The organism is Devosia sp., assembly GCF_024707125.1.
Lineage (GTDB): Bacteria > Pseudomonadota > Alphaproteobacteria > Rhizobiales > Devosiaceae > Devosia.
Genome location: NZ_JANQAH010000009.1, coordinates 498,125 through 521,541, shown reverse-complemented (window position 1 = coordinate 521,541; position 23,417 = coordinate 498,125). Strand labels below are relative to the sequence as shown.

Here is a 23,417-nt window from a genome sequence, read left to right as displayed (position 1 = left end):
TGCCGCTTGGTGGGCAAGTGCCTAGATTGCCGCCAAATCGGCTCCGGGAGACTTTTATGGGTTTGAAGACCATTGCAAAACTGGGCGCCATGCTGACGCTCGGCGCCTCGCTTGCGGGCTGCATCGACGCAACGGTCGATGTCGAACTCACCAGCGAAACCACCGCCAAGGCCACCCTGACCCAGGTCATGTCAGCCGATTTCTACGCCATGATGAAGATGAGCGCCGAGGAAAGCGAAACCGCGACCAGCGAGTTCTGCACCGAAGGCGACCTCGTCGAAAATGCCGATGGCAGCGCCACCTGCACGCTCGTCGAAGAAGGCACGTTTGAAGAACTGGCTGCGCTCGAAGGCGAAGACAACGCCCTCCACTTCACCTCCGCCGGCCCTGGCCTCGTGCGCGTCGCTCTGCCGACGGCCGAACTGACCGGTGAACTCGGCTCCAGCGACGACATGGATGCCGAAACCAAGCAAATGGTTGAAGCCTTCTTCACCGGCCACGCCGTCACCATCCGCATTTCCGGCGCCGAAGTCACCGAAACCAATCTCGAACTGAGCGACGACAAGAAATCGGCCGAGATCGAGATCCCCTTCCTCGACCTCATCAACGGCACTGCCGACCTTCCCCACGAAATTTTTGCCGTGGTGCGCGCCAAGTGACCGCTTCTGTCTCCATCGCCCTGCAATGGCTCCCCCATGGCGTGGGCCTCTTTGTGCCAAAGGTGCAGACCGCCCTCTCGGCCGGAGCCGATCTCTGCGCCGCCGTTGCGGCCGATGCGCCAATCACGCTAAAGCCCGGCGCCCGCGCGCTGATCCCCTGCGGCTTCACCATGGCCCTGCCCGCCGGCTATGAGGCCCAAGTCCGCCCCCGCTCCGGCCTTGCCGCCAAACACGGCGTGACGGTGCTCAATTCCCCCGGTACCATCGACGCGGACTATCGCGGCGAGGTGAAGGTGATCCTCGTCAATCTGGGCGCCGAAAATTTCGTCGTCACCCGCGGCGAGCGCGTCGCGCAGATGGTGGTCGCCCCGGTGGTGCAGCCGGTCTTTGCCGAAGTGGAGGCGCTTGATGAAACCGAACGTGGATCTGGTGGCTTCGGCTCGACGGGTCGCTAGTCTTTTTGGGCTTTTTGGTCTGATGGTCTCACCCGCTCTGGCGGGTGATCGGGCACTGATCGACTTCATCGGCTTTTCGCCCGATGCCAAATATTTCGCCTTCGAGGAATTCGGCATCCAGGACGGCTCCGGCTTCGCCTATTCCAATATTTTCGTCGTCGATCTCGAAAACGACACCTGGCTCGAAGGCACGCCCATTCGCGTGCGCACCGAGGACGAGAACAAGCCGCTGCTGCAGGTTCGCTCCGAGGCCAATAGCGAAGCCATAAAGATCATCGCCGACAAGGAAATTTTTGTACCGGCCGAGATCGCCGTCCTCGTCGGCGACGGCGCGGTCGAAGCCGACGCGCAAAACCTTGCCTTTGGCATCCCGAGCTATGAGCGCGGCGTGGTACAGGACGAACGTCAGCTAGCCCTCAAAACCTTCCCGCTCAAATCCTCCGAGGATTGCGACCTCTGGTTCGATACCCCATCGCAAGGCTTTGAACTGACCCTTACCGGGGGCGAGGCCAGCGTGACGATCCATCGCGACGAGGCCCTGCCAAAATCGCGCGGCTGCGTGCTCGACTACCGGCTCTATGCCGTGGTCATTCCGGGGCTCGATGCGCCGCAGGGCACGGGCGTCGCCATTGTCTCCACCTATCCGGGCGGTTTTGAGGGCCCGGACCGGCGCTTCCTCGCGGTGCCCTTTGCCTTCTGAGATGCCCCTCTCCCCTGAGGAAACGCGCCGCTATGCGCGCCACCTCGTCCTCAAGGGATTTGGCGGCGCCGCCCAGCAAAAACTCAAGGCTGCCAGCGTGCTCGTCGTCGGCGCCGGCGGCCTCGGCAGCCCGGCCGTGGCCTATCTCGCCGCCGCCGGCATTGGCCGGCTGGGGATCATCGACCCGGACACGGTTTCGCTCTCAAACCTCCAGCGCCAGATTGCGCACACCACCGCCAGCGTGGGCTCAGGCAAGGCCGAGAGTGCCAAGACTTTTGCCAAAAACCTCAATCCGCACGTCGCGGTCGACGCGATCCCCGAGGCTGTCACCGATGCGAATGCCGCAAAAATCCTGGCGCCCTACGACCTCATCCTCGACGGCACCGACAATCTCATCACCCGCCGCCTCGTCGCCAAGACATCAACAGCTCAAAAGAAGCCCCTCGTCTCCGGCGCCGTCTCGATGTTCTCGGGGCAAGTGACGGTCTTCGCGCCGCATCTCGGCGGCCCCAGTCATGACGCGCTGTTTTCCGACGAAGCGGACGATGAAAACCTCCCCTCCTGCGAACTCAACGGCATTTTGGGGCCGGTCACCGGCGTCATCGGCACGCTCATGGCCATGGAGGCGATTAAGCTGATCACCGACACCGGCACGCCACTGATCGGCCGCGTACTGGTCTATGACGCGCGAGACGCGCAGTTTTCTGAAATCGCCTACTGAAGTTCGCGCAGTTCCCGCGCGATCCACTCGATCACTCCAGCCAGTCGTCGCGGCACGAATTGGCGCGAGGGGTAGACGGCATTGATAGGTAGGGCGAGCTTCTTCCAGCCCGTCAGCACCTCCACCAGCGCCCCACTCGCCAGATCCTCCTCCACCAGCACGCGCGGCGCATAGGCGAGCCCCACCCCCTCCAGCGCCGCGGCCCGCATGGCCTCGCCATTGTCGACGCCAAAATTGCCCCGGACCGCCGCCGAGACCTCGCGCCCTTCAAAATCCCAAAAGCTCCAGTGGTCGCGCGGCGAGAGATTGAGGCTGATGACGCAGCGATGGTTTCCCAACTCGTCCGGATGCCCCGGCGTGCCCTCGCGCCTCAAATAGCCCGGCGACGCGCAGCAGGCGAAATCATAGGTTCCTATCCGCCGCGCAATGAGGCTCGAAGGTTTGAGATTGCCGATGCGAAAAGCCAGGTCATAGCCTTCCGCCACGAGGTCCACATTGCGATCGAGCAGCCGCATTTCCACCGACACGGCGGGATGCGCATTGGTGAAGCGCGCCAGGGCCGGCGTCAGCAGCTTCACCCCCAGCGTCGTCGAGCCGCTGATCCTGATATGCCCGACCAGGTCCTCGGCCTGCGGATGGGCAATATCGTCCAGCTCCTCCACCTCTTCGAGAATGCGCATGGCCTTGGCGAGAAACATCTGCCCGGTCTCGGTCAGCCGCTGGCTGCGCGTCGTCCGCTCGATCAGTTTTACGCCATAGTCCGCTTCCAGCGCGAGGATACGCCGCCCGACCATGGCCGGGGACACATTGAGCCGCCCTGCCGCCTTCGAAAAACTGCCCGAGGTCGCCGCAGTGACAAAGGCACGCAAATTGACGAGATCGACCATTCGATACTTTTCTGCAATTATCTTGTTCCAACTCAAGACATTCACGCGGCAATAGTCCAGCCCTAAATTCTCTCCATCGAAACCACCACACGGAGAGAAACGAAATGACCACCGCAATCATCGGTCTTGGAAATATGGGTTCGGGCCTCGCCCGTCGTCTTGCCGGCAAGGGCAATGTGGTGCTCGCCGCCCGCAATGAAGCCGCTGCCGCAGCGCTGGCCGCCGAGATCGGCGCCACGAGCGCCTCCATCGAGGCCGCCATTGCTGGTGCCGACACCGTCGTCCTCGCTTTGCCCTATGCTTCGGCGCTCGACCTCGCAAAGTCAGGCGCACTCGATGGCAAGGTGGTTGTCGACATCTCCAACCCGGTAAAGCCGGATTTTTCGGGCCTCTCCATCGGCTTTGAGACTTCGGCCGCCGAAGAAATCCAAAAGGCCGCTCCGGCCGCAAAGGTCGTCAAAGCATTCAACACCATCTTTGCCGGCCTCTTTGCTGCCCCAGCCGATGACACGGCCAATGTGCCGGTCTTCCTCGCGGGTGAAGATGCTGCCGTCGCTCAGGTCGAAACGCTGGTGAAGAACTCCGGCTTCGCCGTCGAAAAGACCGGCACGCTCGACGCTGCCCGTCTCCTCGAACCGGTCGGCATGCTCAACATCCGCTTCGGCTACGGCCTCGGCCGCGGCACGGCAATCGCGCCGGCCTGGTTGAGCGTTTGAGCCTAGTCGCTGAACGTCATCCTCGGACTTGACCCGAGGACACTTCACTTCACGACTGTCCGGCAAGTGCAGAGCCCTCGGGTCAAGCCCGAGGGTGACGGCGTCGGTGGGTAACCCCAAAACAAAAAAGGCGGGCCAAAGCCCGCCTTCTTCAATTCCAAAAATGCCGTCGCCTCACTTGGGCGCCAGCACCATGACCATCTGGCGGCCTTCGGAACGGGGCTGGCTTTCCACCTTGGCGATGGTTTCCATCTGTTCCTTGACCTTGACCAGCAGCGACATGCCGATGTCCTGGTGCGCCATTTCGCGGCCACGGAAACGCATCGTCACTTTCACACGGTCGCCTTCGCCCAGGAACCGTTGCACAGCCTTCATCTTGGTCTCGTAGTCATGGGTGTCGATGTTCGGCCGGAGCTGAACTTCCTTGACTTCGATAACCTTCTGCTTCTTGCGGGCCTCGGCTGCCTTTTTCTGGGCAGCATATTTGAAGCGGCCAAGATCAAGCATCTTGGCAACCGGCGGGGCAGAGTTCGCGGCGATCAACACGAGATCGAGCCCGGCTTCCTGGGCTTCGGCAAGTGCATCGCGCGTTCGAACTATGCCGCGGTTTTCGCCTTCGGCATCGATAAGCTGGACGTCGGGGCTGGTAATGTCCTCATTGGCAAGCGGCCCATCTTTTTGGGGCGCCGTTGGTCTCATTGGACGACGAATGGCAAGCGTTCCTTGTGCTGTTCAAGCGAGGGGGGTGAATTCGGGCCTAAAATCGTGTTAGCGGGGTAAGAAGTCAACAGCCGGATATGGTGATTTTCCCGGTGTTGCGCCCGGGGGACGCTTATCCGTTTGCCGGTAAAGATCGCAAACGACCAAAGAGTTCCGCGTGACTTCCCTTCCACGACAGTTCCTTAGCATTGGCGGGGGCGAAAAGCACCGCAATATCGCCTATGTCCAGCGCCCGGGAAAAACGCCCGGACTTTTCTGGCTCAATGGTTTCCGCTCGGTAATGACCGGTCTCAAGGCCAGCGCACTCGATGCTTTCGGCGCCGAACAAGGCTTTGAGGTGACGCGATTCGACTATTCCGGCCACGGCGAGTCGGGTGGCGATTTCGACCAGGCGACCATTACAAGCTGGCTCGAAGAGACCATTGCCGTCTTCGAGCGGACCCACGGCCCTCAGATCGTCGTCGGCTCCTCCATGGGCGGATGGCTGGCTCTGCTTCTTGCCCGGCACCTGCTACAAACCGGCCAGAAGCGTCTGCAGGGTCTCATCCTCATCGCCCCGGCGGTCGATGCCACGCGCGACCTCATCCCCACCCGTTTTACCCCGGAGCAGTTCTCAACCCTTGCCGAACAGGGTTTTGTCGAACGCCTCAGCAAATATGGCGACGGCGACTATCGCTATACCAAGGCGCTGCTCGAGGACGGCGAAAACCACCTGCTCTTCGGCCGCGTCATCGAAACCGGCTGCCCCGTCCACATCCTGCAAGGCGGCCAAGACCCCGACGTCCCCCCGGCCCATGCGCAAAAACTGCTGACGCACATCCTCCACGATCCGGTGACGTTTACGCTGATCCCAGATGGCGATCACAGGTTGAGCCGGGAAGAGGATCTGGAAAGACTGAGGCAAGCGGTACTCGGGATGATGAACCCCCATCCCTGACACCACCCCACCCACGGTGTCATTCCCGCGAAAGCGGGAACCTCCGTTTCACCAGTTCATCGCAAGCTCGGGATAAAGATCCGTCCACTCCGGATTGCCCTCTTCGATCAGTTCGATCTTCCAGGCTCGTCGCCATTTCTTGAGCCGCTTTTCGCGCAATATGGCTTCATCGATATCCTCGAAGACTTCAAAATGGACAAGGTCGTGGATGTGATAGTGGCTCGTCTGCCCGCACACCAACTCTTCGCGGTGCGTATAAACGCGCCCGATGAGATCGTTGGTCACACCGATATAGAGCGCACCATATTTTCGACTGGCGAGGATATAGACGAAATAAGTCTTCCCCATTGCAGGCCCCAAACAGAGGTTCCCGCTTTCGCGGGAATGACACCGAGTTTGACTGAACTATTGCGCCAACCCACCATCCTGTCATCTCCCCACAAGCGAAAATCTTCAGCTTCCACCCACGGTGTCATCCCCGCGAAAGCGGGGACCTCCGTTTAACTTCGCGCGCCCGCGTTCCGCATCCGGATCATCGAAAACACCAGGCTCGATTCCTTCACCGCATCATGCAGCTCCCACAGCGAAGGCAGCACCTTTAGCGTCACGCCTTCGGCCGCAATCGCCCCCGGCAGGTCATCAAGCACTTCGACCCCCATGGGTTCTATGGCGCCATAGGACACCCAATAGCCGGCACTCTCGTCCTGCAGCACGAAGCCATCATTGGGCATGGCATAGCGATGCAGTTTTCCCGCCCGCAGCCGCTCCGCCCAATCCTCCTCGATGGCGATCACCACCGTCTCATCATCCAGAAACCGCTCGATATCCGCGCCAAGGCTCTCCGCCCCGGCGCGAAAACACACGCGTGGGCAGTCGCGCGGCAGCAGATAATTGGCAATGCGCTGGTCCGAAATCGCCCAGACCACCGGCTCCGCCGTATAGGCCGAAGGCCGTGGTTCGAACCGGGCAATCCCCGGGTCATCGCTGAGATGAAACAGCCTCAACGCGTGACCAGCTTGGTTTTCTGCTGTCCCAGATCGTCAAAATTATCGGGTCTCAGCCAACGCTCATATTCGGCGCGCAAGGCCGGCCATTCGCCGTCGATGATCGAGAACCAGGCCGTATCCCGGCTCTCGCCCTTGACGATGCGATCCTGCCGGAACAGGCCCTCATATTGAAAGCCGAAGCGCGTCGCCGCCGCCTTGGACGGCTCATTGCGATCGTTGCACTTCCACTCGAAGCGCCGATAGCCGAGGTCCTCGAAGGCGTGCCGGGCAAAGAGAAACAGCGCCTCGGTCGCGAGACGCGAGCGCGCCATGGCCGGGCCCCAATAGACGCCGCCGATCTCGATGGAGGCGTGTTCGGGGAAAATGCGCATCCAGCCCTGCCGCCCCTGCGCCTTGCCCGTGGCCTTGTCCACCACCGCTACGAAGCGGTCGGGGCTCGCATTCATGCGTTCGACAAAACTCTCGGCCTCGGTCAGCGACGCGGGTGCATATTCGAACAGCCAGCGAAACCGCTCCGGCACGCCCTCGCCCTGCGCCGCGGCCAGGAGGTCAGCTGCGTGGCCCTTGTCCAGCGGTTCCAATCGCACATAGTGGCCTTCAAGCACGATCCGCTCGGGAGCCGATTTTGCCGGTTTGACGCTCATCGAAAATCCTTCCAGATGGCATCGAGGCCAGCCTGATAATTGGGGTAGAGCATCTCGATCCCGAGTGCCGTCTTGATGGCCTTGTTCGAAACGCGCTTGTTGTCGCGATAAAAACTGCGCGCCATGGGCGTCATCTCAGCCGTGTCGAAATCAATTTCGGGTGGCGGCTCGACGCCCATCTTCTGAGCGGCATAGGTGATCAGATCCTGCGGCGGGCCCGGCTCGTCATCGGCCAGGTTGAAACTGCCGGCAAGGCGACGTTCCGCCGCCAACATGGTGACGCGGGCAATGTCTTCGACATGGATGCGGTTAAACACCTGCCCCGGTTTTATGACCCGCCGCGCCGTCCCATCAGCCAGCTTGTCAAAACTCGACCGCCCCGGCCCATAAATGCCGGCCAGTCGCAAGATGCAGAGCGGCACACCACGCGCCTTGGCATAGTCGATCCACTCTTCCTCGGCGCTGGCGCGCACGCCCGAGCGCAGATTGCGCGGGCTCAGCGGCGCCGATTCGTCGATCCAGGCACCGCCGAAATCCCCGTAGACCCCGACCGTGGAATAATAGCAGAGCCATTGCAGATCAGGCATAGCATCGAGATCGGCCCGGTGGTGACGCAGCACCACATCGCCCGCTTCGTCTGGCGCTACCGAGACGACGACATGCGTGCTTTCCTTGAGCGCAGCGCCCACGTCCGGCCCCGGCGCGGTACCATCGAAGACGACCGCCGAAAGACCCTTTTGCGTTAGCGTATTCGCTTTGTCCGTTGTTCTCACCGTTCCCAGTGTGTCAACGAACTCGTCACTCTTTCGCATGAGTTGCGCACTCGCCTGCGACGAGTAGCCAAGGCCGAAAAAGAATGCGCGCATAAAATTATCCCCGGCCTAAAAATCCAGGTCGGCATAGCCCTTGCTCGGCGGCATGGCAACGACGCGATCGTTGAGCAGGGTCCGAAAAGCCGGGCGCGATTTCAGCCGCGAATACCAGTCGCGCGTCTCGGCGGCCTTGGACCAGTCGATGTCGCCGAGATAGTCGAGCGTCGACAAATGCGCCGCCAAGGCGAAATCGGCGAGGGTCATCTCGTCGCCGGCCAGCCATTTCCGGCTCGCCAGCAGCCAGTTGAAATAGAGCATGTGCTCGGCAAGGTTGGCCTTGGCCGCCCGCAAAACCGAGGGTTCGGGCGTCGCGCCCTTGAGGTCGCGCTTGGCGATCTTTTCCTCGACCAGATAGCGCGTCACTTCGTCGTTGAATTTGACCAGCATCCATTCGACCAACCGCCACATTTCGGCGCGGTCGAGCGGATGGGTCGGCATCAAACCGCCAACAGTTTCAAGGGTATAAATATCTTCCACGACATGGATCGATGCCAGAATGCCGATGATCGGCACCTCGTCGTCGGTGACGAGAATGGGCAGCGTTGCCGCGGGGTTGAGGTCCAGCAGATGCGGTTCACGCAGCCACGGCTTGATCTCCTCCACATCCAGCGGCACGCCATATTCGGCGCACATGAGCCGAATAAGCCGTGAGGCAGGATCAAGAGGATGGTGCACGAGTGTCGGCATGAAGGGGCCCCGGTTGACGCGAAGCTGCCTTGCTTGGTCCCTCGCTTGGCGCAGTGGGCGAACACCGTTAAGAGAGGGGGCAAAACGGCCCAAGAGACGAGTTAGGAGATCAGATGAACGCGGATCAAGGTCTTTTTGTGCCCCTTATTCTGGGAATTCTGGAAGGCCTTACCGAATTCCTACCGGTCAGCTCCACCGGACACCTTTTGTTAGCAGGTCACTTCTTCGGCCTGACCCAGCCAGCGACCTTCGTTGTACTCATCCAGTTGGGTGCAATTCTTGCGATCGTCACCGTCTATTTTGCCAAATTGGGCCTGCTCATCCGCGATGCGCTGACCGGCAAGCGCTACGCCTGGCAGTTCGCCCTCTCGGTCTTTCTCGCCTGTTTCCCCGCGGTCTTTGCCGGCGTTCTCTTGCGCGATTTCATCCAGGGCGACCTATGGGAATCGGCGGCGCTGATCTGCTGGACCCTTCTCATTGGCGGCTTCATCCTGCTGATCGTCGACCGCTTGAAACTTGAGCCAAAGTACGACGATATCTACACTTTTCCTTGGCACCTGGCCCTCATTGTCGGCCTGTTCCAGATGCTGTCGCTGGTCCCCGGCGTTTCGCGTTCAGGCGCGACCGTGGTGGGGGGCATGCTCTTTGGAGCGTCCAAGCGCGCTGCCGCCGAATTCACCTTCTTCGTCGCCCTGCCCATCATGGTCGGCGCCTTTGGCTATGACCTCTACAAGAGCCGCGACCTGATCGACGCTTCCATCGCGCTCAATGTCGCCGTCGGCTTTGCCGCCGCCTTCATCGTCGGCGCTATCGTCGTGCGCTACCTGCTCAACTTCGTCTCCCGCTACGGCTTTGCCCCCTTCGCCTGGTGGCGCATCGCCGTCGGTATTTTTGGGCTCGTCGGTATTTACTTTTTCGGGCGCTGAGGCCTGACGGCCTCGGCCTCTCTTCAGTCGTCATTGCCGGGCTTGTCCCGGCAATCCACCCGCCACAAGCATGGACCACCGGGACAAGCCCGGTGGTGACGACCAAAGTTAGATCAGGTCGCGCCGACGACACCGCAAAACAAAAGGGCCGCCCCAACCGGACGGCCCTTTCTTTCATCCGAACGCTTTATCGCGTCCCCGGCTCGACGCCCTTGTAGGTCGCCGGAATCGAGAAATAGGAGCGCGGAATTTCGACACCCTGCTCCACGTCATAGAGCGAAAAGGTCAGTTCCGAGCCGCTGGGTTCAACCAGGCTCCACTGCGCCAGGTCCTTGGTTTCGACGTCGAAAATCAACGAGACCTGCACCGTGCCGGCCACCGTCTCGTCGATGATGGTAATGGCCATATAGCCATCCGAGGTCGTGATATCGATCACATTGGCATTGAGCAGGTTGATCTGGTCGCCCAAAAACTGGCGCAGCGGGATCGTGTCCTGCGGATAGGCGTAATAGGTCTCTTCCTGGCGGTTGAGCACATAAAAGCCGCGGCCGACCGAGACGATCTCTTCCCGGCTCGGCGGATTGTAGCGGAAACGCACCTTGTCGGGACGCTCGAGGAAGAAGGTTCCTTCCGTGCGCCCGCCATTGGTATCGATCTGCAGGAACCGCCCGACCATGGTGCGGATCGCCGAATTATGCGTGTTGATCTCGGTGATGAGCTGCTGCTCTTCCGGCGTCAGCGTCCGCCCCTGAGCCAGGGCCGGCACGATTGGAGCCAGGACGGCGGCAACACCAAGAAGGAGAGCATGGCGGCGAATCATCGGCGGGATATCCTCGCTGGGTTTTTAGTCTGATAAACTAACCTAGGAAGCAATTGCGGCAAGAGGTGGAAAGTTCCACCCGCTCTGGGGAATGACGATGCGCAAATTGGTGATGTGCTTAACGCTGGCTTTTGCCACCACTCTACCCGCCCTTGCGGCCCTGCCACCACAATATCAGCGGCAAGCCGAACTGACCGCCGTTCTCAATATTGCGACCGAGGTCCTGGGTATTGGCCAGCTCATCGACGGCATCGAACTGAGCGAGCCGGACGTCTACTCCGTGCGCTCGGGCACATGCACGCTCACCGTGCGCATTGTCGACACACCGAAAAAGCGCGAGCCCGGCTGGGCCGGTCCGCGCGAGTTCGAAGCCGTGCCCGATCCCCTTGCCTGCTGAAAATAAGAAACCCCGGACCAATGCCGGGGTTTTTCCAATGCTACGCAGAAATACTTAGTACCCGTCGGAATTGTTTCCGACGAGGATTTCGCGCTTGCCGGCATGATTGGCCGGGCTGATGACGCCTTCGCGCTCCATGCGCTCGATCAGTGTCGCCGCCTTGTTGTAGCCGATGGCAAGGCGCCGCTGCACATAGGAGGTGGACGCCTTCTTGTCCGTAAGAACGACATGGACGGCCTTGTCATAGAGCTCGTCGCCCGAGCCGGCATAATCGTCGCCACCGCTGGAACCACCTGATTCCATGCCGCCGTCATCTTCGTCGGCGGTCACGGAATCGAGATAGTCCGGCGCGCCCTGGCTCTTGAGGTGGTTGACCACCGCTTCGACCTCGGCATCCGACACGAAGGCGCCGTGGAGGCGCTTGGTGCGGCCGCCCGAGGCCATGTAGAGCATGTCGCCATTGCCCAGGAGCTGTTCGGCGCCCTGCTCGCCAAGAATGGTGCGCGAGTCGATCTTGGACGTCACCATGAACGAAATACGGGTCGGGAAGTTGGCCTTGATCGTACCGGTGATGACGTCCACGGACGGGCGCTGCGTGGCAGTGACGATATGGATGCCGGCGGCACGGGCCATCTGCGCGAGGCGCTGAATAGCGCCTTCGATGTCCTTGCCGGCAACCATCATCAGGTCGGCCATTTCGTCAACGATCACAACGATATAGGGCAAGGGTTCGAGATCGAACTCTTCGCTCTCATAGATCGCTTCGCCGGTTTCGCGGTCAAAGCCAGTCTGCACCGTGCGGGTAATGGTGCGGCCTTCCTTGGCCGCTTCCGAAACGCGCTGGTTGAAGCCGTCGATGTTTCTGACACCGATCTTGCTCATCTTGCGATAGCGGTCTTCCATCTCGCGCACGGCCCACTTCAGCGCCACGACGGCCTTCTGCGGATCGGTCACAACCGGGGTAAGCAGATGCGGGATGCCATCATAGATCGACAATTCCAGCATTTTGGGGTCGATCATGATCATGCGGCACTGCTCGGGCGTCATCTGGTAGAGCAGCGAGAGAATGAAGGTATTGATACCCACCGACTTGCCCGAGCCGGTGGTACCGGCGATCAGCAAGTGCGGCATGCGCGCGAGATCGGCGATGATCGGCTCGCCGCCAATAGTCTTACCGAGGCAGATCGGCAGCTTGCCCTTCATCTTCTCGAAGTCGGAAGAGGCCAGCATTTCGCGGAAATAGACGGTTTCGCGCGTCTGATTTGGCAGTTCGATACCAATGGCATTGCGACCCGGAACCACGGCGACGCGGGCCGAAATGGCCGACATCGAGCGGGCGATATCGTCGGCGAGCGAGATGACGCGGCTCGACTTGATGCCCGGTGCGGGTTCGAGCTCGAACAAGGTAACGACGGGACCGGGGCGGACATTGATGATGTCGCCCTTGACGCCAAAGTCGCCAAGCACCTCTTCGAGACGACGCGCCATGGCTTCGAGCCGCTCCGGCGAATGTTCCGCCGAAGGACCCGAACGCTTGGGCTCGGCGAGCAGGCTCAGCGCCGGCAGCTCAAAGCCCTGCGGCTCATCGAGCAGGCTCGGCTGCGCTTCGCGGAAGACGCGCTGGCCCTGGGCCGGGCGCGGCGCGGGCGCCGCGACGCGCGGGGCGGAATGATCGACCGGCTGGAAGCGCGAATCGCCGCGCTGGGTGTGGTTGACCACGGCCGGGTGCTGGGCAATCGGCATATCCGGCACGAACGGGATCGAATCGTCTTCAGCCTCGTCGGGATAGTCGATCTCGGTCTCGTCATAGGAGGGACGCGCATTGATGCGTGGCGAGACCGCGGGCTCTGCGTCGAAAGCGGGCTCGACCGGGGCGTGAATGCGGCGCTGGGAGACGGCGAGCGCCGGCTCCTGCTGGGCGTGAGCGCGCGGGGCCACCGAAACGTCGAGATCGGGCTCCTGGCCGTGCTCGCGCCATTCCTCCTCTTCCTCGTGGCGCGCGGCCTGGGCGGCGCGGGCGCGGCGCCAGGCGGTGCGCAGGGAATAGCCCATATGCACCACGGCGCCGAGCGCCACTTCCATCAGCGGATTGGGTTCGCGCTCGTCTTCCTCTTCCGCCTGGGCCGCGGACTTGCGCGAGCCCTTGGCCGGCATGGCCGGCACGGAGGTACCAAGCCCCATGGCGATCCAGAGGAGGGCCAGAGCGGGCACGGCGATGATGACGGCGAACAGCGCGCCGGTGATCGGCTGCGGCTCGGCGCCGGCAATCATGGCAGCGAGGTTGGTAAAGAGCATGCCGGTGAGGCCACCGAGCCCAGTCGGCAGCGGCCAGGTTTCAGGCGTCGGCAGAAAGGCAAAAACGCCGGTCGAGAGGAGGATGGCGCCGAGCCAGGAGAGCGTGCGCAGCACGACATGGGTCAGCCGGCGCTTTCGCAACAGGGCCCAGCTCCAGAGTGCAAGGGGCACGATGGCGACAATGCCGCCCAGCCCCAGGAACTGGAAGACGAGATCGGCAATGACGGCGCCGGGAAAGCCCAGCCAGTTTTCGGCAATCTTGCTCGTCGCGTAGGACAGCGAGGGATCGTCGACCGACCAGGAGCTCAGCGAGAGCAGCAGGATCGTGACAATGCCCAGAAGCACCATGCCGGCGATTCGAAGCGGAATGCGAATAGCGATGACCGGCGCCGGTTTGGGCATGGAAGCCGTCTTCTGGCGGGCGGCACCACGCGGCGGCACGGGGCGGACATCGTCGAGCGTCGGAACGGGATGGCTGGGCATGACACGCATTACTGTTCGGGGGACACGACCCATTCGCGGTCCCCGTATCGCCTGCCATGCTAAAGGCGTGTGGTTAATTGGGTGCTAACCCTCTCCCAACCGTGCCGCAGGCAAATTCGCTCCAGTGGGGCGATTTTGGGGGCGAAGACCACGAGCGCGGTGCTCGAATGGCCTGGGCGAGGTGCCAAAACTTTCCCGTGGAGTGCGGCCCACCATTGTGCGTGGGAAGCCTCTGTGGCGGGCCAAGAGGAAGCAGGCCGCACACCGCGAGAAAGCTCTTTGAAGAACAGGTGGCGCCGAAGCGCCACCTGAAAGCTCGTTAGCCGTTGTAGGCGCGTTCGCCATGGCTCGTGAGGTCGAGGCCGTCGCTTTCGCCGGCTTCGCTGACACGGGCACCGCCGAAGATGGCCTTGACGATGAGCATGGCGACGAGGGCCACGACGCCGGACCAGACGATGGCGATGACGACACCGGTGAGCTGGACCATGAACTGGCCACCGATCGAGTAGGCAGCAGCATCGCCGAGCGGATAGCCGCCGAGGCCGGGGGCTGCGACGATGGCCGTGCCGAGGGCGCCGACAATGCCACCCACGCCGTGGATGCCGAAGACGTCGAGCGAGTCGTCATACTTGAGGAGCGGCTTGAGGGTCACGACGGCCCACAGGCAGACGATACCGGCAATGGCACCAAGCACGATGGCGCCACCGATACCGGAGAAGCCAGCAGCCGGGGTGATGGCGACGAGACCGGCAATGGCACCGGAAACCGCGCCGAGAGCCGAAGCATGGCCACGGGTGATCTTTTCACCCAGACCCCAGGCAAGAGCGCCGGCGGCAGGAGCGAGAACCGTGTTGATCAGCGCCACGGCAGTCAGGGCATTGGCTTCGAGGTTCGAACCGGCATTGAAGCCGAACCAGCCGAACCACAGCAGGCCCGCACCGATATAGGTCAGGACGAGGTTATGCGGGGGGATCGGTTCCTTCATGAAGCCGATGCGCGGCCCCAGAACGATGGCGGCAACGAGAGCGGCCACACCGGAATTGATGTGAACCACGGTACCACCGGCGAAGTCATAGGCCCCCATTCCAAACAGCAGACCCGGACCGGACCAGACCATGTGCGCGATGGGAAGGTAGGAGAAGGTGAACCAGATGGCGAGGAAGGTCAGCAGGGCGCCGAACTTCATGCGCTCGGCAATGCCGCCCACGATCAGGCTCGCGGTGATGCAGGCAAATGTCAGCTGGAAGGTGACGAAGACCAGCTCGGGCAGTTCGTAGCCGGCCGAGAAGGTTGCCGCGGTCGATTCGAGGGTCACCCCGTTGAGGAAGAATTTCGAGAAGTCGCCGATAAAGGCCGAGAGACCGCCTTCAGCCGGGCCGGCAAAGGCGAGCGAGTAGCCATAGGCCACCCACAGAATGGCGATCAGCGAAAAGCCGAGGAACACCTGGGTCAGAACCGACAATATGTTCTTGGCGCGCACCAGGCCGCCGTAAAAGAGCGCCACGCCCGGAACGGTCATGAAAATGACCAGCGTGGTACAAATGAGCATAAAGGCAGTGTCGCCCTTGTCGACGACGGCAGCAGCTTCTTCGACGACGGGCGCAGCTGCGTCCTGGGCAAAGGCTGGCAGCGCCAGCAGGAGGGAGGCAAGCGCAGCGCCTCCAACGAGCTTATCTATCTTCATCTTGTTTTCTCCCGAAGACGCTTAGAGGGCGGACGCGCCGGTTTCACCGGTGCGGATACGGGTGACCGCGAGCAGGTCGAGCACGAAAATCTTGCCGTCGCCGATGCGGCCGGTCTGAGCCGAGTCGCGAATGGCGTTGCTCACGGAATCGGCGAGGCTGTCGTCGACAGCGATTTCCAGCTTGAGCTTGGGCAGGAAGTGCACGGCATATTCGGTGCCGCGATAGATTTCGGAATGACCCTTTTGGCGCCCGTAACCCTTCACCTCGGTAACGGTCATGCCGTGAACATCGAGCGAGTTGAGCGCCTGCCGGACCTCTTCCAGCCGGGACGGCTTGATGATGGCAACCACCAGTTTCATATGACCCCCTTGGCGCCTTGGGCGCGTGTTGGAACGGGAACATGGAATTCAAGTGCCGTGCCAAACCAAACGGCACGGATTTTCACCATTTTTACAATGACTTAACCAGAAGCCGAACAGCGGCGACTCGGAATTGGGCAGAGCGTCGCCGCTTTTTTGTGCGGATCACTTCGCTTTTGCCTGTTTTTTGGACACAACAAATCGGCCCGCGGCATTGGGTGCACTTGCACGGCGCCACGGCCGGCCCGACAATGGAAGAAGACGCAAGGAGACGGCGATGAGCGCAGCGGGAAAAGATCATTTCGATGTGGCCATCGTCGGCGGCGGGCCGGTGGGCATGACAATGGCGCTGGCGCTGGTCCAGTCCATGCGCGGCATCCGCGTCGCCCTCATTGATCGCCGGCCGCTGAGCGTGCCCAAGGACAATCGCGCCTCGGCCATTGCCGCAGGCGTGCGCCGGGTTTTTGATGCCCTGGGCGTCTGGGCGGAGATGGAGACACAATCCCAGCCGATCACCGCCATGCGCATTACCGATTCGGGGAGCGGGGACATTGCGCGACCGCTCTTCCTGCAATTCGACGGCGAGGTCGCACCCGGCGAGGCCTTTGCCCACATGGTGCCCAATACGGCGAGCCAGGCTGCCCTGCTCGGCGCCATGGGCGACCTCGTTACCGTCATCGCCCCGGCCGAAATCGCCGATTGGTCAGAAGGCCGGCTGACCCTTGCCGATGGCCGCACCATCGTTTCGCCCGTGATCGTTGCCGCCGACGGCGCGCAATCAGCCCTGCGCCAGCGCGCCGGCATCGGCACGTCAGGCCACGACTATCGCCAGACGGGGCTCGTGGCGACCATTACGCATGAACTGCCCCATGACGGGGTCGCCTATGAGCATTTCAGGCCATCCGGCCCCTTTGCGAGCCTGCCGCTCAAGGGCAACCGCTCCTCGCTGGTCTGGACCGAGACGAGCGAAAACGCAAAGTCGTTCCTCGCCATGGACAGCGCCCAACTGGCCCTTGAGATCGAGGCCGTCATGGGATCGAGCCTTGGCGCCGTGACGCTCGAAGACAAGCTGATGGGCTTTCCGCTGCGCCTGCAGGTCGCCCGCGACTTTGTCGGCCCGCGCCTCGCGCTGGTTGGCGACGCCGCGCACGTCATCCACCCCATCGCCGGCCAGGGTCTTAATCTCGGTTTGAAGGATGTCGCGGCGTTGGCCGAGGTGATCGTCGACGCCATCCGCCTCGGGCTCGACCATGGCAGCGACGATGTTCTCGCCAGCTACCAGGCCTGGCGCCGGCTCGACACGGCCAGCATGGTCATGGTGACCGATGGCATGAACCGGCTTTTTTCCAATGACGTGGCGCCGGTGCGCGCCATCCGTGATTTCGGCCTGGGCCTGGTTGACCGCGCCGGACCACTCAAGGACGCCATGATCCGCGCGGCTTCCGGTGTGTCCCAGAGCGGCCCGAAATTGCTGAGTGGCCTACCGATCTAGGGAAACGGGGCCTTCTCTAGTCAGCTGCTTTTTTTGGAAAGTGCCTGAATTTCTTCGGGTTCGACATTGCGCGCCTCTTCGAGGCTCAAAAGCGGCACGCCCTGCACGATGGGAAAAGCCAGCCGCGCGGCGATGGAGATCAGCTCCTTGTGGTCGCTGGACAAGGTCAACCGCGTCTTGGTCAGCGGACAGACCAGCATTTCCAGCACCTGCCGGTCGACGACGTGGCGAGGATCGACCGGGGGTTCTGTCATCAGTTGAGCGGCACGGCGCCTTTGCCGCCGCCGGCCATTTCATATTCGGTCATGGCGATCAGCGTTTCCGCCCGGTCGTTCAGTGTCTGCGCTTCAAGCAGAACCTGTTTTTCCGCCGGCCCATAGGGCGAGACCATGGCGCAGAAATTGACGAGATCAGCAGTGCCGGTGCGCTCGATCTCTTCCCAATTGAGATCGATACTCGCGAATTCGGCATAGTCGCGCATCATTTTCACGAAGCGCGCCCGGTCGACCGCCTCTTCCCCGTCATTGCGGACAAAATCGGCCGCAAAACCTTCGGCAGAAATTTCTGCCAGGCGATAGGGCGTGCCGCGATCGAGATCCTTCTGAATGCGGAACCGCGTCACCCCTTCCAGGATGATGAAATAGCGTCCGTCGCCGCTTTCCTCGAAATGGGTCAACCGGCCGAGACAACCGACCTTATGCAGAGGTACCTGGCCGGCCGGGCTTTCCTCGCTGGCGTCCTCGGGCTGGATCAGCCCGATCAGCCGGTCGGTTGAAAGCGCGAAATCGACCATTTCGATATAGCGCGGCTCGAAAATATTGAGCGGGCGATGGGAATAGGGCAGCAGCAGCGCCCCGGTCAGTGGAAAGATCGGGACCACGTCCGGCACCTCAAGAGGGCTCGCTGGGCGCTGCGGCATAGTTTTTAGTCCCTTAGGAGAAGAGAACGGCAGACAGGAGCCGGCGACCCTTGAGCGTTGCCGGATCCTTGGCGCCCCAGGCCTCGAAGAATTCGAGCAGCTTTTTGCGCGCGCCGTCCTCGTTCCAGGTGCGGTCGCGCTTGAAGATGGCAACGAGAGCCTCGGCCGCCTCGACGCGCTTGCCTTCGGCATTGAGCACCACAGCGAGATCGAATCGGGCCTGGTGATTGTCGGGATTGGCAGCAATAGCCGCTTCGAGCGCCGCCGATTCGGAAAGGCCGGCCGCTTCGTCCTGCAGGCGAATCGTATTGGCGAGGGTCGTATAGGCTTCGCCCTTGCGCTTGTCTTCCGGCACCAGGTCCAGCGTGGCCCGCGCCTGTTCGAATTCGCCAGCCTCGACATAGACGCGGGACAGGCCGATCAGCGCCAGCTCGTTTTCAGGGGAGTGCTGCAGCACCATGCCAAAGATCTGTGCGGCCTGGCCGAGATCGCCTGCGGCCAAGGCCTCTTCGGCCACTTTTAGTGCATCGGCAATCTGGGCTTCGATCGAATCAGCGGGCGGCGCGCCGGCGGGAGCGGCAGCAATGACGCGATCGGCAAATTTGCGCACTTCGCCTTCAGGCATGGCGCCCATGAAACCATCCACCGGACGGCCGCCGGCAAAAGCAAAGACGGCGGGAATCGATTGCACGCCCAATTGCCCGGCAACGCCCGGATGATCGTCGATATTGATCTTCACAAGTTTGATCTTGCCGGCCTTTTCGTTGACCACCTTTTCAAGGGCAGGGGTCAGCTGGCGGCATGGGCCGCACCAGGGCGCCCAGAAATCGACGAGAACCGGAACATCGCGGGAGGCTTCGAGCACGTCGGCACGGAAGCCGGCATCGGAAGATTCGCTGATGAGGCCGACGGGTGCGGCCGGGGCAGCGCCGGCGGCGCCGTTGATGGAAATCGACATAAAGAGCTCTCGCGAATGGGCATTGAGGGAGCAGTCGCGGGCCTTTTTTGCGCCCGCCTCACCCCGGTTGCAAGTCCTAGTTCCCACAGGCTTTCAACAAGATGACAGGAAAGCGAAGAACTGGGGTTGCAATCGGTCTGATGATTAGGCATATAGCGCCTCGTTGAAGCGCTTCAAGGCGCAGCGACGTGGAGCGCGGGTGTAGCTCAGGGGTAGAGCATAACCTTGCCAAGGTTAGGGTCGTGGGTTCGAATCCCATCGCCCGCTCCAATTCTCAAGACTTTGGTTTTGAGAAACAAAGGGTCCTTCGGGACCCTTTTTGTTTTTCTAGCATTGATCTCTCGCACCATTGCCGAGGCGCCCGACTCGCGATCTAGCTGGCCCGCCTTGAGCCCAGAGAATGCGAGACCCTTCATGACCGACCTGTCGAGTTTTCCTATCGCCCAGCGCTGGCCTGCGATCCATCCCGATCGCCTGCAGCTCTATTCCTGGCCGACGCCCAATGGGGTGAAGGTGTCGATCATGCTTGAGGAACTGGGCCTGCCCTATGAGGCCCATGCCGTTCATATCGGTCAGAACCAGACCTGGACGCCCGAATTTCTGTCGCTCAACCCAAACGGCAAAATTCCGGCAATCATCGATCCCCACGGCCCCGGCGGCAAACCGCTGGCCCTCTTCGAATCAGGCGCCATTCTTTTGTACCTAGCTGAAAAGACCGGGCGTTTCCTCCCCGCCGACCCGCTCCGCCGCTACGAAACCATCCAGTGGCTCTTCTTCCAGATGGCGGCGATCGGGCCGATGTTCGGCCAGGTCGGCTTCTTCCACAAATTCGCCGGGCGGGAATTTGAGGACAAGCGGCCCCTGGAGCGCTACCGCGTGGAATCGCGGCGCCTGCTCGAAGTGCTGGAAAGGCGCCTCGAAGCGCGCGAATGGATCATGGACGACTATTCCATCGCCGATATCGCGACGCTGGGCTGGGTGCGCAATCTCATCGGCTTTTATGGCGCGCGCGACCTCGTCGCCTTCGACACGCTCAAGCACGTACCCGCCTGGCTTGAACGCGGCCTGGCGCGCCCCGCCGTGCAGCGTGGCCTGACTATCCCGGCGGCCTAGGCCGGTTTGGGCGCAAGGGCAAGGCGCGACGGGCTCGACGGCGCAACAATATCGGCCAGCGAATAGCGGTTGGCCGATGCCAGGAAATCGGCCAGCGCCGTGTTGAGCACACCGGTCAGCCGGCAATCGGGGGTGTTGACGCAGTGCTCGCCCGCCATGCAGCCGACGAGGGCAAAATCGGGTTCGGAGGCTCTGATGACGTCTCCGACCCGCACCTCTTCAGGCGGCCTTGCCAGCACCAGCCCACCATTGCGGCCGCGACTCGGACTAAGGATGCCCGCACGGGCAAGCCGGCTGGCGACCTTCATCAGATGGTTGCGGGAAATGCCGTGAAACTCGGAGATCTGCTGGATGGTTACCCGCCGGTTGGGCTCGCTGGCCAGAACCATCAGCAGACGCAAGGCATAGTCGGTGAATTGAGTCAGGCGCATTCTTGCCTCCCGCGCAAGAAGGCAACCCCGCCGGAGCGGGGTTGCCAGTGCTTCTATTGCTGGGGCTGGGCCGAGGGCATGGTCATGCCATGCGGGTTCTCGGCATTGGGCCGGTGCGTCAAGAGTTCACCGCTCGGCGCCACGGGCGGGTTGGCCGTGTCGTAGTCGTAGAAGGCGGCGTGGAGACCCCAATAGCTACCCGCGATGATCACCATGGCGGCGAGCAGACCCGCCGGCACCGCGGCGATGGCCGGCACGAGGCTCTTTACCCGCGGTCCCGAGGGCATGGGATCGGCAGCGATCAGGAACAGCGTGCCCATGATCAGGGCGTGGCCCACAAGGTCGATGCGTCCGAAGGGATAGACGGCGGCGGTGAAGATGATGATCAGCGCCACAGCCGAGAGCCGGCGGATCAGCGGCGTCCAGAGGAGGCCAAAGCCCATGGTGAACTCGGCGACACCCGCCATCGGGATGAAAGCATCACGCGGCATGCCGAAGGTCAGGAAGGGCCGTTCTTCCACGAGGGGATAGAACCATTCGGCATAGGCGAACTTTTCAAGGCTCGACCACATCAGCGCGATGGCAACGCCCCAGCGCAGCACGGCGAAGCGATGCTGGTACCATTTGCCTTCGGGATTGCTGGCCAGCACCAGATAGCCAGCAACGCCGACGCCCAGGGCCAGATAGTCGAGCAGGTGGAAGAAATCATAGTCCCTGAGGGCAATGACCCAGAGGCCGATAATGCCGGCTGCGGCCAGCGGCATGGTGCGGCGCGAAAACACCAGCAGCGCAATCAGCAATTGCAGCCACGAAACCCATTCATTGGGCGTCTGCAGGTCCGGCGTCAGATAAACGCCGCCGACGGCGAAGATGGCAACGAAGAAGCCGCCGATAATGGCGCGCATGAAATCGTCCGAGCGCGTCCAGAGCGGTGCGCTGGCCCAATCGAGCGCCCCGCCAATGGTGGTGCCAAGCTTGCTGCGCTCGACGGCGACCGTCACGGCAAAGAAAGCCAGCACGAGGATGATGCCGAGCCAGAACCAGAAATTGGTCAGCGTGCCGGTGATCGGCGCGGGCGAGGCGCCAACCACATAGGGGGCGAACCATTTTACGTGCGCATAGGCCGGCGTTGCGGCGCCCAGGCTCATCAGCGCGAGAACAGGGGGCAGACCGAGAGCGAGCCAGCGCTTCAGGCCGCGCCCCCCGCGGTCTTCGGCTACGTTTTCGAGATGCGTTGTCACTTTGCACTCCATCGGTTCTGCAACAGCTGCAGTCGATGTCGAGGTAAACATGCATCTGACGCGCATCTTTGATCCTGATCAAACCGTCCAAGATTTTCTGGTCCATAGTCATGGCCGAAACGAAATCGGAGAAGTCTTCGAAATGGACGTCATGAAATGGGGCGCTGCGGGCGTGCTGGCTGTAGCCTTTGTCGGCGCACTCCTTGTGCGGGATCAGCCGGCCGAGGCGGTCGCCGTGCTGCCGCTGCCGCCGGTCTGCGGCGATGACATGGCCGATCACGGCGGCATGTCCATGCAGGAGCATATCGACATGATGGCTGCCCATGCCGATGAGAGCCATGCCGCGCTGTTGCAAACCATGGAGCCGATGCATTCGGACATGATGCGCGGCATGACGGCCGAGGATTTCCAGACTGCCTTCGTGTGCTCGATGATTCCGCACCATCAGGGCGCGGTCGAAATGGCCAAGGTGGCGCAGGAGTTCGCCACCGATCCCTGGATCAAGATGTTCGCCCAGGAGATCATCACCACCCAGCAGGTGGAAATCCGCGAGATGCAGGCCTGGCTCGCAAGACTGCCGGCGAAGTAGGCTATACCGCTTGAGCAGTGGCTCCCCACACCCCCACCCATCCTCCCCCATCAAGGGGGAGGTGCCGCATCGAGTGCTTGGCGAGATGCAGTCAAAACCTCCAGCCCTCCACCTCCCCCTTGATGGAGGAGGCCGGGTGGGGGTGTCGGCAATCACCGAAATTGAAGCGACTATCCCCTCGCCGCCGCTTCGAGCGCCGAGATGTCGAATTTCACCTGCTTGAGCATGGCTTCAGTCACGCGCTTCGACACGGCAGGATCAGGGTCCATCATCAGTTCGCCGAGCTGCCTCGGCGCAATCTGCCAGGAAAGGCCCCAGCGATCGCGCAGCCAGCCGCATTGTTCGGTCGCGCCGCCTTCTTTCAGCGCATCCCACAGCCGGTCGATCTCGGCCTGGGTGTCGCATTCAACCATAATGGAAAAACTGTGGTTGAACGGGTCAAGCGGGCCGGCATTGATCGCCATATAGCGCTGGTCGCCAATGGTGAAGGCGGCCATGCCGACACTGCCGGCCGGGCCGCTGGGATTATCTGCCGGAATGGCCGAGACCCATTCGATCTTCGAGCCCGGAATCAGCGACGTGTAAAACTTGATCGCCGCGTCCATATCCTTCTCGAACCAGAGATGCTGGGTGACCTTCATCGTTAGTCCTCCTGTTGAACCGCCTCGAGGGCGCCTGCCTTCAAGACGGTTCAACGCGGGAGA

At 62.0% G+C, this 23,417-nt stretch carries 28 protein-coding genes and 1 tRNA gene; 12 read left to right on the top strand and 17 right to left on the bottom strand.

The window, feature by feature from the left end; translation table 11 throughout:
• Nucleotides 1–56: 56 nt before the first annotated feature.
• Genes NVV77_RS12620 through NVV77_RS12605 form a run of 4 tightly spaced genes read left to right on the top strand, consistent with a single transcriptional unit; the run spans nucleotide 57 to nucleotide 2,535 of the window.
• Complete coding sequence (locus NVV77_RS12620; RefSeq protein ID WP_295413727.1) at nucleotides 57–659, top strand: hypothetical protein; 603 nt, start codon at nucleotides 57–59, stop codon at nucleotides 657–659.
• Nucleotides 656–1,114, top strand: a complete 459-nt coding sequence (gene dut, locus NVV77_RS12615) for a dUTP diphosphatase (protein ID WP_295413724.1) — start codon at nucleotides 656–658, stop codon at nucleotides 1,112–1,114. The genes NVV77_RS12620 and dut overlap by 4 nt, the downstream gene beginning before the upstream one ends.
• Nucleotides 1,068–1,814 carry a DUF2259 domain-containing protein gene (locus NVV77_RS12610; RefSeq protein WP_295413723.1) on the top strand — a complete coding sequence of 249 codons (747 nt, stop codon included), beginning with the start codon at nucleotides 1,068–1,070 and terminating at the stop codon, nucleotides 1,812–1,814. The genes dut and NVV77_RS12610 overlap by 47 nt, the downstream gene beginning before the upstream one ends.
• Before the next feature lies 1 nt (nucleotide 1,815).
• Nucleotides 1,816–2,535, top strand: a complete 720-nt coding sequence (locus tag NVV77_RS12605; protein WP_295413720.1) for a molybdopterin-synthase adenylyltransferase MoeB — start codon at nucleotides 1,816–1,818, stop codon at nucleotides 2,533–2,535.
• Here the strand turns inward: NVV77_RS12605 and NVV77_RS12600 are convergent.
• Nucleotides 2,529–3,422 (bottom strand): LysR family transcriptional regulator, encoded by an 894-nt coding sequence (locus NVV77_RS12600; RefSeq protein WP_295413717.1) that lies wholly within the window; start codon nucleotides 3,420–3,422, stop codon nucleotides 2,529–2,531. The genes NVV77_RS12605 and NVV77_RS12600 overlap by 7 nt on opposite strands.
• Nucleotides 3,423–3,433: 11 nt before the next feature.
• Here NVV77_RS12600 and NVV77_RS12595 point away from each other — a divergent pair, with 11 nt between their 5' ends.
• Entirely contained in the window at nucleotides 3,434–4,138 is a 705-nt protein-coding gene (locus NVV77_RS12595; protein WP_295414454.1) for an NAD(P)-binding domain-containing protein, read from the top strand.
• A gap of 174 nt (nucleotides 4,139–4,312) precedes the next feature.
• Here NVV77_RS12595 and infC read toward each other — a convergent pair whose 3' ends face one another.
• Nucleotides 4,313–4,849 (bottom strand): translation initiation factor IF-3, encoded by a 537-nt coding sequence (gene infC / locus NVV77_RS12590; protein ID WP_295414453.1) that lies wholly within the window; start codon nucleotides 4,847–4,849, stop codon nucleotides 4,313–4,315.
• Between the two features lie 166 nt (nucleotides 4,850–5,015).
• On the opposite strand from infC, the gene NVV77_RS12585 reads away from it, so the two are divergent.
• A complete protein-coding gene (locus tag NVV77_RS12585) occupies nucleotides 5,016–5,795 on the top strand; it encodes an alpha/beta hydrolase (RefSeq protein ID WP_295413716.1) in 780 nt (259 codons plus the stop codon).
• A 48-nt stretch (nucleotides 5,796–5,843) separates the two neighbouring features.
• On the opposite strand, the gene NVV77_RS12580 is transcribed toward NVV77_RS12585, so the two are convergent.
• The 5 genes from NVV77_RS12580 to NVV77_RS12560 all read right to left on the bottom strand — a co-directional run bounded on the left by NVV77_RS12580 (nucleotide 5,844) and on the right by NVV77_RS12560 (nucleotide 9,005).
• Nucleotides 5,844–6,143 carry a GIY-YIG nuclease family protein gene (locus NVV77_RS12580; RefSeq protein ID WP_295413714.1) on the bottom strand — a complete coding sequence of 100 codons (300 nt, stop codon included), beginning with the start codon at nucleotides 6,141–6,143 and terminating at the stop codon, nucleotides 5,844–5,846.
• A gap of 152 nt (nucleotides 6,144–6,295) precedes the next feature.
• Nucleotides 6,296–6,799, bottom strand: a complete 504-nt coding sequence (locus tag NVV77_RS12575; RefSeq protein WP_295413711.1) for a DUF6886 family protein — start codon at nucleotides 6,797–6,799, stop codon at nucleotides 6,296–6,298.
• Entirely contained in the window at nucleotides 6,796–7,446 is a 651-nt protein-coding gene (locus tag NVV77_RS12570) for a GNAT family protein (RefSeq protein ID WP_295413708.1), read from the bottom strand. The genes NVV77_RS12575 and NVV77_RS12570 overlap by 4 nt, the downstream gene beginning before the upstream one ends.
• Nucleotides 7,443–8,312, bottom strand: a complete 870-nt coding sequence (locus NVV77_RS12565; protein ID WP_295413705.1) for an SDR family oxidoreductase — start codon at nucleotides 8,310–8,312, stop codon at nucleotides 7,443–7,445. The genes NVV77_RS12570 and NVV77_RS12565 overlap by 4 nt, the downstream gene beginning before the upstream one ends.
• A 15-nt stretch (nucleotides 8,313–8,327) precedes the next feature.
• A complete protein-coding gene (locus tag NVV77_RS12560; protein ID WP_295413703.1) occupies nucleotides 8,328–9,005 on the bottom strand; it encodes a glutathione S-transferase family protein in 678 nt (225 codons plus the stop codon).
• Between the two features lie 113 nt (nucleotides 9,006–9,118).
• Between NVV77_RS12560 and NVV77_RS12555 the strand changes: the two genes are divergently transcribed.
• Nucleotides 9,119–9,931 (top strand): undecaprenyl-diphosphate phosphatase, encoded by an 813-nt coding sequence (locus NVV77_RS12555; RefSeq protein ID WP_295413700.1) that lies wholly within the window; start codon nucleotides 9,119–9,121, stop codon nucleotides 9,929–9,931.
• Between the two features lie 187 nt (nucleotides 9,932–10,118).
• Here the strand turns inward: NVV77_RS12555 and NVV77_RS12550 are convergent, their stop codons facing one another.
• Complete coding sequence (locus NVV77_RS12550; protein WP_295413697.1) at nucleotides 10,119–10,751, bottom strand: outer-membrane lipoprotein carrier protein LolA; 633 nt, start codon at nucleotides 10,749–10,751, stop codon at nucleotides 10,119–10,121.
• 97 nt (nucleotides 10,752–10,848) lie between these two features.
• Between NVV77_RS12550 and NVV77_RS12545 the strand changes: the two genes are divergently transcribed.
• The gene (locus NVV77_RS12545; RefSeq protein ID WP_295413696.1) at nucleotides 10,849–11,148 is read left to right on the top strand and encodes a hypothetical protein; all 300 of its coding nucleotides are present in this window, start codon (nucleotides 10,849–10,851) and stop codon (nucleotides 11,146–11,148) included.
• Between the two features lie 54 nt (nucleotides 11,149–11,202).
• Here NVV77_RS12545 and NVV77_RS12540 read toward each other — a convergent pair whose 3' ends face one another.
• The 3 genes from NVV77_RS12540 to NVV77_RS12530 form a co-directional block, all read right to left on the bottom strand.
• Nucleotides 11,203–13,845: a DNA translocase FtsK gene (locus tag NVV77_RS12540; protein WP_295414451.1), complete on the bottom strand. Its 2,643-nt coding sequence runs from the start codon at nucleotides 13,843–13,845 to the stop codon at nucleotides 11,203–11,205.
• 400 nt (nucleotides 13,846–14,245) lie between these two features.
• On the bottom strand, nucleotides 14,246–15,610 hold the full coding sequence (locus NVV77_RS12535; RefSeq protein ID WP_295413693.1) for an ammonium transporter: 1,365 nt from the start codon (nucleotides 15,608–15,610) through the stop codon (nucleotides 14,246–14,248).
• Between the two features lie 21 nt (nucleotides 15,611–15,631).
• The gene (locus tag NVV77_RS12530) at nucleotides 15,632–15,970 is read right to left on the bottom strand and encodes a P-II family nitrogen regulator (RefSeq protein WP_295413691.1); all 339 of its coding nucleotides are present in this window, start codon (nucleotides 15,968–15,970) and stop codon (nucleotides 15,632–15,634) included.
• A gap of 277 nt (nucleotides 15,971–16,247) precedes the next feature.
• Here NVV77_RS12530 and NVV77_RS12525 point away from each other — a divergent pair, with 277 nt between their 5' ends.
• Nucleotides 16,248–17,462: an FAD-dependent monooxygenase gene (locus NVV77_RS12525; RefSeq protein ID WP_295413689.1), complete on the top strand. Its 1,215-nt coding sequence runs from the start codon at nucleotides 16,248–16,250 to the stop codon at nucleotides 17,460–17,462.
• Between the two features lie 20 nt (nucleotides 17,463–17,482).
• On the opposite strand, the gene NVV77_RS12520 is transcribed toward NVV77_RS12525, so the two are convergent.
• From NVV77_RS12520 to NVV77_RS12510, 3 genes are read right to left on the bottom strand one after another with little or no spacing between them, the layout of a single operon-like run.
• The gene (locus tag NVV77_RS12520) at nucleotides 17,483–17,716 is read right to left on the bottom strand and encodes a Trm112 family protein (protein WP_295413688.1); all 234 of its coding nucleotides are present in this window, start codon (nucleotides 17,714–17,716) and stop codon (nucleotides 17,483–17,485) included.
• Nucleotides 17,716–18,381 (bottom strand): LON peptidase substrate-binding domain-containing protein, encoded by a 666-nt coding sequence (locus NVV77_RS12515; RefSeq protein ID WP_295413685.1) that lies wholly within the window; start codon nucleotides 18,379–18,381, stop codon nucleotides 17,716–17,718. The genes NVV77_RS12520 and NVV77_RS12515 overlap by 1 nt, the downstream gene beginning before the upstream one ends.
• A gap of 13 nt (nucleotides 18,382–18,394) precedes the next feature.
• A complete protein-coding gene (locus tag NVV77_RS12510; protein WP_295413682.1) occupies nucleotides 18,395–19,339 on the bottom strand; it encodes a co-chaperone YbbN in 945 nt (314 codons plus the stop codon).
• 195 nt (nucleotides 19,340–19,534) lie between these two features.
• Between NVV77_RS12510 and NVV77_RS12505 the strand changes: the two genes are divergently transcribed.
• Both NVV77_RS12505 and NVV77_RS12500 read left to right on the top strand, forming a co-directional pair.
• Nucleotides 19,535–19,609, top strand: a tRNA-Gly gene (locus tag NVV77_RS12505).
• A gap of 144 nt (nucleotides 19,610–19,753) precedes the next feature.
• A complete protein-coding gene (locus NVV77_RS12500) occupies nucleotides 19,754–20,452 on the top strand; it encodes a glutathione S-transferase N-terminal domain-containing protein (RefSeq protein WP_295413662.1) in 699 nt (232 codons plus the stop codon).
• On the opposite strand, the gene NVV77_RS12495 is transcribed toward NVV77_RS12500, so the two are convergent.
• Nucleotides 20,449–20,883, bottom strand: a complete 435-nt coding sequence (locus NVV77_RS12495; protein ID WP_295413661.1) for an Rrf2 family transcriptional regulator — start codon at nucleotides 20,881–20,883, stop codon at nucleotides 20,449–20,451. The genes NVV77_RS12500 and NVV77_RS12495 overlap by 4 nt on opposite strands.
• A gap of 53 nt (nucleotides 20,884–20,936) precedes the next feature.
• Entirely contained in the window at nucleotides 20,937–22,124 is a 1,188-nt protein-coding gene (locus tag NVV77_RS12490; protein WP_295413660.1) for a hypothetical protein, read from the bottom strand.
• A 142-nt stretch (nucleotides 22,125–22,266) separates the two neighbouring features.
• Here NVV77_RS12490 and NVV77_RS12485 point away from each other — a divergent pair, with 142 nt between their 5' ends.
• Complete coding sequence (locus NVV77_RS12485; RefSeq protein ID WP_295413658.1) at nucleotides 22,267–22,713, top strand: DUF305 domain-containing protein; 447 nt, start codon at nucleotides 22,267–22,269, stop codon at nucleotides 22,711–22,713.
• 170 nt (nucleotides 22,714–22,883) lie between these two features.
• Here the strand turns inward: NVV77_RS12485 and NVV77_RS12480 are convergent, their stop codons facing one another.
• Complete coding sequence (locus NVV77_RS12480; protein ID WP_295413655.1) at nucleotides 22,884–23,354, bottom strand: VOC family protein; 471 nt, start codon at nucleotides 23,352–23,354, stop codon at nucleotides 22,884–22,886.
• Nucleotides 23,355–23,417 lie beyond the last annotated feature (63 nt).